The sequence below is a fragment of the Streptomyces sp. M2CJ-2 genome (genome assembly GCF_016757295.1).
Taxonomy (GTDB): Bacteria; Actinomycetota; Actinomycetes; order Streptomycetales; family Streptomycetaceae; genus Streptomyces.
The window spans coordinates 1-9,227 of sequence record NZ_JAESIF010000127.1; the positions used below are offsets into that span (position 1 = coordinate 1).

General features: G+C 68.9%; 7 protein-coding genes and 2 pseudogenes. 4 read left to right on the forward strand and 5 right to left on the reverse strand.

The features are described 5' to 3' along the window. Positions 1–72: 72 nt before the first annotated feature. The 3 genes from JL475_RS37000 to JL475_RS37010 all read left to right on the forward strand — a co-directional run bounded on the left by JL475_RS37000 (position 73) and on the right by JL475_RS37010 (position 2,051). Positions 73–486 (forward strand): transposase, encoded by a 414-nt coding sequence (locus JL475_RS37000; RefSeq protein ID WP_202282577.1) that lies wholly within the window; start codon positions 73–75, stop codon positions 484–486. After that, entirely contained in the window at positions 483–854 is a 372-nt protein-coding gene (locus JL475_RS37005; protein WP_202282578.1) for an IS3 family transposase, read from the forward strand. The genes JL475_RS37000 and JL475_RS37005 overlap by 4 nt, the downstream gene beginning before the upstream one ends. Positions 855–1,316: 462 nt before the next feature. Beyond that, positions 1,317–2,051 (forward strand): CPBP family intramembrane glutamic endopeptidase, encoded by a 735-nt coding sequence (locus tag JL475_RS37010; protein WP_307825311.1) that lies wholly within the window; start codon positions 1,317–1,319, stop codon positions 2,049–2,051. A 41-nt stretch (positions 2,052–2,092) separates the two neighbouring features. Here the strand turns inward: JL475_RS37010 and JL475_RS37015 are convergent, their stop codons facing one another. The 3 genes from JL475_RS37015 to JL475_RS37025 form a co-directional block, all read right to left on the reverse strand. Continuing rightward, positions 2,093–3,829, reverse strand: coding sequence for an alpha/beta-hydrolase family protein (locus JL475_RS37015; RefSeq protein ID WP_202282580.1), 1,737 nt, complete (start codon positions 3,827–3,829; stop codon positions 2,093–2,095). A 345-nt stretch (positions 3,830–4,174) separates the two neighbouring features. Beyond that, complete coding sequence (locus JL475_RS37020) at positions 4,175–5,902, reverse strand: IS1182 family transposase (RefSeq protein ID WP_237409351.1); 1,728 nt, start codon at positions 5,900–5,902, stop codon at positions 4,175–4,177. Between the two features lie 355 nt (positions 5,903–6,257). Then, the gene (locus JL475_RS37025) at positions 6,258–7,064 is read right to left on the reverse strand and encodes a ribonuclease BN (protein WP_202282581.1); all 807 of its coding nucleotides are present in this window, start codon (positions 7,062–7,064) and stop codon (positions 6,258–6,260) included. Positions 7,065–7,311: 247 nt separating this feature from the next. On the opposite strand from JL475_RS37025, the gene JL475_RS37030 reads away from it, so the two are divergent. Continuing rightward, the gene (locus JL475_RS37030; RefSeq protein ID WP_237409360.1) at positions 7,312–7,719 is read left to right on the forward strand and encodes a hypothetical protein; all 408 of its coding nucleotides are present in this window, start codon (positions 7,312–7,314) and stop codon (positions 7,717–7,719) included. A 27-nt stretch (positions 7,720–7,746) separates the two neighbouring features. Here the strand turns inward: JL475_RS37030 and JL475_RS37035 are convergent. Then, positions 7,747–8,142: pseudogene (locus JL475_RS37035) on the reverse strand (transposase); the annotation flags it as partial. Between the two features lie 322 nt (positions 8,143–8,464). Continuing rightward, positions 8,465–9,157: pseudogene (locus JL475_RS37040) on the reverse strand (IS110 family transposase); the annotation flags it as partial. Positions 9,158–9,227 lie beyond the last annotated feature (70 nt).

Consider the following 9,227-nt stretch of genomic DNA (forward strand, 5'->3'; position numbering starts at 1 on the left):
TCGCAGGTCACGAGGCATCTCTTCGTTCTCCCGCAGGTCTTACCGAACCATCAGCCGGTGAATCCGGGCTGAGTGGTGGACACGCTGATACTGGATCTGCTTGATCCGGAGGAAGCGAGAACACCGCCGATGGCGATGAAGGACTACTCGGACGAGTTCAAGGCCGATGCCGTGGCCCTGTACGAGTCCATGCCCGGGGCGACATACAAGAGCATCGCCGCTGACCTGGGCATCAACAGGAACACCCTGCGCAACTGGGTGCTGCGCGACCGTCGGCGCCGCGGCGTCGACCCGGCCGCCCCGCTGGCCGCCGGCAAGGCGGTGGCCGGGGCCGGGCAGGAGGCTTCGGCCAGCGATCCGGACGAGCGGATCAGACAGTTCGAGGCACGCGTGCGGGAACTCGAGGCCAGCGAACGCAAGCTCGCGACCGAGCGGGACATCCTGCGCAAGGCGGCCAAGTATTTCGCCGGAGAGACAAACTGGTGAGCCGCTTCCAGTTCGTTGACGACCACCGGGGCGCCTTCGGGGTGAAGCGGTTGTGCCAGGTCATGGGCCTGAACCGGTCCAGTTACTACAAGTGGCGGGCGGGCGCCGACGCGCGAGCCGCCCGGCATCTGGACGACCAGGCCCTGGCCGAGAAGATTCGCGTCATCCATCAGCACTCGGGCGGAACCTACGGCTCGCCGCGAGTCACCGTCGAACTCCACGACGCCGGGATACGCGTCAACGAGAAACGCGTGGCCCGGGTGATGCGGGCCTTCAACATCACCGGGTTCCGCCTGCGCAGAAGGGTCCGCACCACGGTCCCCGACCCTTCCGTCGTCATCGCCCCGGACCTGTCCCGCAGGGACTGAACCGTTCCGGGTCTGGTGGTGGCTGCAGCCATGCGCCGTCTGTCCGTCTTCCCGATCGTGGAAGCGTCCGTGGCAGAGAGCGGGAGCGTCACGGTGACGTCTCCCCGGCGGTGATCACTCTGGCGGCCGTCCGGGGCGTCGGTTCCGCGGCGCCGCCTGCCTGCCGGACCGCTCAGCCCTGGCCGCCACTTCCTCAGCAGCACGCGAACACCCGTGAGACCTGCGCACCAGCCGTGGCAGCTGGTGGCCCGGATGGCGGGCGGTGGCTCCCCGCCGCAGGATGGTGGCAACCGCCCTGGGCCGTCCCCAATCCCGCGGGCGGCGGGATCTCGGAGCGCATCATGGACCCGGAAAACCTCTGCTGGATCACGCAGGCTGTCCTCGGTCATGTCTCGCGCAGCGGGAACTCTGTGGACCGGTGGACCGAGCTGCGACACGCCGGGACCTGACAGCAGCAGGCGCGTGGTGGTCGCCTCCGGCCCTTGGTGGGCCTTCCCCAGGCGCTCGATCGGCTCCGGCACGGGCGTGGGCATGGTGATCGCTGTGCTCGCGCTCACGAACGTGATCGACAACCGCTGGGCGCCGTCGTTCCGTCTGCTGACCGCGGTACTGGTCAGCGCGCTGCTGCTGGGGGTGCTCTTCTGGGCCGGCGGCACTTGGACGGATGCGGGACTGGACCCGTCCGCGCTGGGGCGTGGTGCGCGCTGGGCGCTGGCGCTGATCGGGCTGGTCTGCGTCGTCTACCTGGCTGCGGCGCTGCTTCCGAGCACCCGCGGCCTTTTCGCCGACCAGCGCTACAGCGGGTTCACGGGCGGCCAGGTGGCACTCCGCATGGTGATCACCGTCCCGGTGGGTACGGTCCTGCTGGAGGAGGTTGCCTTCCGGGGAGTTCTGTACGGGTTGGTGGATCGTGCGCGTGGCGTCGTCTGGGCAACCGTTGTGTCCAGTGTGTTGTTCGGGTTGTGGCACATCCTGCCGTCGCTGGGCCTGGTGGCGGCGAAGCCCCGGCTGATCCCGGTCTTCGGCCACTTTGCGCTCGGTGCCGCCCTCGCGGACGCGGGAGCGGTCCTGTTCACGGCGGCCGCGGGTGTGCTCTTTTGCGAACTGCGTCGGCGCAGTGGCAGTCTGCTGGCGCCGATGGGCCTGCACTGGGCTGTCAACGCTCTGGGCTACCTGGTCGGATTCCTGTTGCGGTGAGAAGGGTTCCTGACCCCTGCCGGGGGCTCGGGTGTGTGGGGTCAGCCCTCGGCGGCAATGACCTCTTTCAGATGGGCGAGGTCCTGGGCGGTGATGTGGGCGGGCCGCATGACGGCGTTCCAGGCGTCCACGTACTCGGTGGTGTACTTGTGGCCGTGGCCGTCCGGGACGCCGGTGGAGAACGGGAGGTCGGCGGTGACCTGCCAGAAGGTCACGAAGGGGAGCCAGAGCATGCCCTTGAGCACGTCCTTTCCGTGCTGCTCGGTGAGCCAGTCCGGTGCGTTGAAGATGAGACGGGGGCTCCACCAGACGATCGGGTCGGAGGGGTGCATCAGGTAGAGGACCCGGGTGCCGTCCCAAGGCCGCTCCGCCGGGGGGATGCCCGTGGCGGGGTTGGTGGTGAAGCGTACGGTCCGGCCGTCTTTGTAGACCGGTTGGATCTCTGGGCTGCCGGGATCGCGCTGGTCGCTGAACTGCCGGAACAGAGTGTTGAAATTGGGCGGTCCGGCGAACAGGGTGCCCGCGGTGCGGATGCGCAGGTCGGCTTCTCCGCTGAAGGCGGCCTCGCCGCCGAACGATCCCAGGCTCTCCCCGGCGACGAACAGGCGGGGGCGCTGGCTCTGCGGCAGCTGCAGCCAGGCGTCGTAGACGGCGTCGAACAGGTCACGGCCCGCCGCCCGTGCCTTCGACTGGTCCACGAGGTAGGAGATCCACGACGGCAGGTAGGAGTACTGGATGGCCACGGTCGCCGAGTCGCCGCCGGCGAGGTACTCGAAAGAATCCACCGCGGCGGGGTCGACCCAGCCGCTGCCCGTGGTCGTCGCCACGAGCAGGTTCTTGCGCTGGAATCCGCCCGCGCGTTTCAGGTCGGCGACCGCCAGCGAGGCACGGGACTCGGTGCTGTCCGACGACGCCAGTCCGGCGTAGGCGCGGATCGGTTCCGCCGCGGGACGGTGGGTGAAGCCCGTGATGTCCGACGGCGAGGGGCCCGTTCCGGTGAAGCCGCGCCCCTGCAGGCCCAGGGAGTCCCACGGAACCAGCGAGCCCGGCCCTCCCGAGCGCAGGCTGCTGGTCGGCTGGTGCACCCCTTCCTGGGTCGTCGTGTTGCGCACCGAGAAAGCCTGATTGGCCAGGGCGACGAATCCGTCGAGGAGAAGACTGGTGACGATCAGATAGGCGAGACCGGTGACCAGGATCCAGCCGACCGCCCGAGCGGCCCGTGCCCCGACCCAGCGCTCGAGCAGGGCCGAGAGCCGGCGAAAAATCCCGCGAACGCCACGCCCGGTCAGCAGGAGGAGGCAGAAGACCAGCACCGCGACGAAGGGCGACGCGACAGCGAGCGGAACGCTGTAGTCCGTCACCCCCATCAGCCGACGGATCTCGTACTGCCAGTACTGCCCGAACCCGAAGGAGACACCGAAAAGGATCGGCGCGCCGATGAAGAAGGCGGGCCAGGCCCAGCGCCGCGCGGGCCGGGGCTCCCGGTCCGCGAAGGCGCGCCACACGCATGCCGCCAGCACGCCGAGCCCGTAGCCGATGGCCGCCGTGATCCCGCAGATCATCCCCTGGAGCAGACCCCCGCGCGGGAGCAGCGAAGGCGTGAAGGACAGACATCCCAGCACCACAGCGCCCCAGCTCCCGGGAAGGGTGACGTACAGCAGCTTCCGGTGCCGCGCGGGCTGCGCCGGCCCTCCTGGGGGACCGTCCCCTGCGGTCAGACCCGCTCCGGTCGCGTTCGGATGCTTCTGCGGCTTCTGCGGCTCCTGCGTCCCGGACATGTGCGCTCCCTTCGGGGACGTCATGCTGTGTTGAGCACAGTTCTGTCCGGTCTGCTGAGGCCTCGCCCAGCACGGGTGATTTCCGCGAACAACAGGTATTCCGGTGCGGCCCGGCTTCCAGGCAGCTCGTTTCCCAGCCGGAACGATCTCTTCCCAGTCGTGAGTGGCTTCCCGAAGTGTTGAGCAGGACCGGGGTCTGCCGGTACAAGCTCCCTCGAGCCGTGTGAGGCTTTTCCGGGACGACTCGATGTCGGGTTCTGGTGGCACCAGGACTCCGCGACGTCAGCCGGACGGCCGTAGCCCGGTTTTCTCCCCTCGGGGGATCCTGCTGGCCAAATGTGGGGATCAGACGGCGAGGGTGAGGTCGAGGCGGGCGAGGTGGCTGGTGCGGGTGTGGTCGAGGGGCTGGTCGTTCCACCAGGCGTCGAGGCGGATCAGGTTGAGGGCGACGGCGGAGTAGACGTGTTCGAGGTGGGTCTTCGCGAGCCCGCGATAACGGGCCCGGCGGCTGCCGGTGACCGATATGGCCTGGCGGATCGTGCCCTCGACGCCCGCTCGCAGGGCGTACTTCGCCTGCCACGCCTGGTCTTGCTGGGCGGTGTGGTTGGCGTGGATGATTTCGTGCAGTGCCCGTGGGCGCAGGGTGAGTTGGCGGCCCCAGCGGGTGGCGTTGGTGCATGCTGCTCTGACCGGACAGGGGCCGCAGTCGGCCTGGTCGAAGCGGACCACGACTACGTCGCGGCCCTTCTGCTTGGCCGGGCTCCAGAACCGGCTGGTGGCGCCCTGGGGGCAGGTGGCCTGGCGGGCGTCCCAGTCGATGGCGAAGGCTTCGCGCTGGTAGCCGGCGTTCTCCCGGTACTGGCGGGAGGTGCCCGTCAGCAGCGGTGTGACCAGTGTGATGCCGAAGGTGGCCCGGGCACCGACGATGAGTTCGGCGCTCGCATAGCCGGAGTCCAGGTAGTGCTCGGCGGGCAGCAGGTCCCTGCCGGCGAGGGCCTGGTGGATGGGCTCGACGAGTTTCACGTCGGGCACGGTCGCATCCGTGGTCGCGACATGCGTGATCACGTTCGGGAGGGCAGGACGTGCCCGTCGGCCGGGCCGCGGAGCCCCGTCGTCAGGCCGGGGCGGCCGGCAGACCTCGCTGATGTGCAGCTTGTAACCGGTCCAGTGGAGATCTTCCTTGGTGCCGTAGCGGGCATCGAGGTCATAGGGCGAAGTCAGGCGGATTCTGCCGGGCGGGAGGCCGTCCTTGTCCGCCTCCCGCCGCTTGACCACCTCCGCTCCGTTGCTGTCGGTGGTGATCAGGTAGTTCTGCACGGTGATCTGCCGCAACGTCTGGATGGCGGGCAGCTCCCGCAGCCAGACCGGCGAGGCCGGATGGTAAACCGCCCGCAGCAGAGCCACCGCGTCACGGCCGTAGTCCACCGCGAGCCGGTCGCGCTGGGTCTGGGAGCCGGGCGGGCGCCAGTACGCATCGATCCGCCGCCCGTAACGCCGGTTCCACTCACCGACCTCCAGCACCTGCGCCACCCAGGTGGGGGCCGCGGCGGACAGCGCCTCCAGCGCGGCCCGCACCGTCTCCCCAGCCAGCTCCAGCCGGTTCAACTCCCGCACCGCCGCCAGCACATGAGTGGAATCGGTACGCTGCTTGCCTCCTGCCTTGACCAGGCCCTTCTCCTTCAGCGCCGCAACCAGCAGATCCAGCACCCGCTCCTCCAGGCCGTGGCCGGCCACCCGGGTGCGGAACTCCGACAGCACCGACGCGTCGAAGCCGACGTCCTCCAGCTCCAGGCAGTACTTCCACGACAGATCGAACCGGACCCGCTGAACGGCGGCACGGTCACTCAGGTTCTCCGCCATCTGCAGCACGGTCACCATCGCCAGCCGTCCCGGCGACCATCCACGCCGGCCCCGGCGGCCGAACGCCTCGACGAACTCCGCATCCGCGAACAGCTCGCCCAGCTCGTCCCGCACCCGCATCGTCAACGGCGGGGCCCCGCGTCCTGCCACTGCCCGTGCCACCCTCGCCGTCGCCTCGGGGACCTCGGGCCACTCCTCCGGCCGCAACGACATGACTCCCACCCCCAGCGACCGGGAACGACAAGACCGGCCACCACGGTGCCAACAGCATCCCCACACCCCAGGACACGGCATTTGGCCAGCAGGATCTCGGGGGGGCGCCGTCAGAAGATCGGATTGCTCAATGGGCGAGTCAACGCCGTCGAGCGCGATCAGTAGCCGAAGAGGTGAAGGGCCGGGTCTCTGGCCTGGGGTCGTGCCATCGATCAGGGCTGCGACCTGCGGCTTGGCTGTCGTTGGTGGTCGGTGTTGGTCGTCGTTGAGCGTCCTTCTACGGTCCCAGGACGGCCCGGATGGGCGTCCCATGATGCCGCTCCCCGTGCGAGGGCAGGTCGTGCGGTGGGGGGGCTCAACGCGGCATGCGGCCCACGACGGCCCCCAGGTGGATGACCACGCCGACCGCCACCAGCCATGACAGGAGGACCATGACGACGCCAATAGGGCCGAACTTTTGTTCGTTCGCCACGATCGTCGCTGAGAAGTAGCGGGCGGAGAACACCCCGAGGCCGGTCCAGCAGACGCTGGTGACCAGGGCTGGGGGGAACAGGGCGCGCCATGTCACCGTACCGGCGAGCAGTATGTACAAGCTTCCCCACCAGAAGACGACCGCCCAGAGGAAGCCGATCAGGCTGGTCAGGAGCCACCCGCCGGACGCCCTGCCGAGCGCGGCCTGCGCGGCGGAGTAGGCGAGGAGCCCTGCAAGCCAGGCGAGCTGGGCCGCGGTGTTCCGCCACCCGCCTCCAAGGACGTTGAACAGGATCCGGTACCAGCTCTGGAGGGTGCCGGCCACGGCCATGGCTCCGAGCAGCAGCAGGACGGCGCTCGTCACGGTGAGGGTGTACGACGTCGTTGCAGGGACAAACAGGGATGCCACGGCCTGTGCCGCCTGCTGATTCAGCCCCAGCCAGCTGACGACGGCCATGGCGGCCCCACGGCCTGCCGCCGCGGTGATGATGATCAGAAATGGAAAGAAGCACAAGAATGCGAGCGAGGCCAGTTGGAAGGAGTGCCCGAAAAAGTCGACCGCCGAGAGCCGGCCCCACAGCCGGCCCGCCCCGCTCTCCTCGAAACGGCGGCCGGCGGCCCGCCACTGCTGATCTGCGCGCCACCGATGGACGTGCCTTCGCCGGTGGGGTGCGTTACTGCCGTCGCCCATGCAATGAAGTGAACCTCGGTCGACCGGCCGTGTCGCGGCAGAGGAAGGGGCGAACGCACGTACCGGGGCAAGCGGAAGCGCTGCAGCTCGACCAGCGGCCTCCACCTCGGACTCGGACTGGGCGTCATGCTGCAGTTGGCGAGTTGAGCGCGGGGGGTGCCTCTATGTTCTTCGTCAAGCGTGTGGGCAGCTTCGGTTCGGGGTTCGATCTTCTTCGGGTGCATGAGACTGTCTGGTTGTGCCGGAGATGATGAGTGAGTTGGCGGCGGTCTTGGCTGAGGCTTCGTCTCCTTCGTGGTCGCAACGTGTTCGTGCCGGGCGTGACCTTGCTTCCTTCGCTGATGTCCCTGAGTCTGCGGAAGCGTTGATGGGGCTGCTGCTGGACATCGAGGACACGGCGGTGACCCGGCAGACGGCAGAGGCCCTGGCCCGGGTGGGGACGGTGGCCGCCCTCAGGCTCATCGCTCTCGCGGTTGCCGAGGCCGATGACAACCAGGCCGACTGGCTGCAGACCGGGGTGCATGACGCGCTCGCGGGAACGGACGGTGTGCCGGATGTCGCAGCGGTCTGCGGGCAGCTCGCCCGGGATCCGGAAGAAGCTGTCCGTCGGGGTGCCGCGGAGATCACGGCATGGACGGACGACACAAGACGCTGATCTGAGTCGACCTGCCCGTGGGCTGGTTCATGCAGCCGTCGCCCGGGGGACGCGGGGTTCGTAGAAGGTGCCGTCGCGGAGCATGGCGAACAGGACGCTGATGCGCTGGCGGGCCAGGCGGAGGAGGGCCTGGGTGTGGGTCTTGCCGCGGGCTCGGCATTTGTCGTAGTAGGCGCGGGAGGCGGGATCGGCGTTCATGCAGGCGAAGGCGGACAGGAACATCGCGCGTTTGAGCTGCCGGTTGCCGCCTCTGGGTGCGTGTTCGCCGTGGATCGAGGTCCCGGACGACTTCGTGGTGGGGGCGAGGCCGGCGTAGGAGGCGAGGTGGGCGGCGGTGGGGAAGTTGCTGCCGTCACCAACGGTGGTCAGCAGGACTGCGGCGGTCCTGACGCCGACGCCGGGCATCGAGGTCAGGACCTGGGAAACCCGAGTTCGACAGTTGGTAGGCACACACGCCGAGCCAGTGCCGTTGAGCAGCGAAAACGCCCCCGCACCCCGTGTGCCCACCGGCTCCTGACGGCTCTGCGACCTGCTCTGACGCGCCCGGAATCCCGGCGGTACCCAGGAACCCCTGCCGATGGGATGCCCGCTTCTGCCTGATTATGCGGTGGAATATCTCCACCCCAGATCCAGTGATTCCCGGGTACTGGCGCGATGCTGACGGTGTAGTGGGCATGCACTTCCGCGCGCATCGCCGCAGGTGAGCGGCCCGCACACCGGCGTGTGCCCACCAACTGTCGAACTCGGGGGAAAGAGGGTGAGCCTCCAGCAGGGCGTTGATCTGGGCCTCCAGGGCCCGGCGCTGGTCGTGGACGGCTCCCAGCGAGCGGGCCAGGGAAGGGATCACGACATCGAGGGTGCCGGTCCCCGGGACGACAACGGTCTGCTCGTCGAGGGCGTCGAACACGTCGTCGATCAGCCGGGCAGCCATGCGCGGGGCCTTGGGCCGGATCACTTCGACGAGTCTGCGGCGGCCGGCTTTCCGCAGTGCGGCCGGGGACCCGTAGCGTTCCAGCAGCCAGGTGACGGCCTGGTGGTCCAGGCGGGGGCCCAAGACGCGCTCCAGCGACGGGTGGAACTGGGTGAGCAGACCGCGTATCCGGTTGGAGGTGCGGGTTGCTTCGGCGGCGAGGTCCTGGTCGAAGCCGGTCAGGACGGTCAGCTCGGCGGTGATCTCGTCGGTCAGTTCCAAGGTTCGCAGGGTGTGCGGCATGGTGCGGGCGGCGTCCGCGATGACGGCGGCATCCTTCGCGTCGGTCTTCGCCTCGCCCGGATACAGATCGGCGATCCGGCGCATGGCGAGTCCGGGCAGGTAGGCGACCTGGCAGCCCGCGTCCCGGGCCACGGTCAGCGGAAGGGCGCCGATGGAAGCGGGCTGGTCCACGGTCACCAGCACCGTGCCGAACTTCGCGGTCAGCTTGTCGAAGACGGCCTGAATCGCCCCGGGTTTGATGGAGACATCGAAGACCCGGAAGGATGCCGATCATGGCTGCGCCCAAGAAGTACTC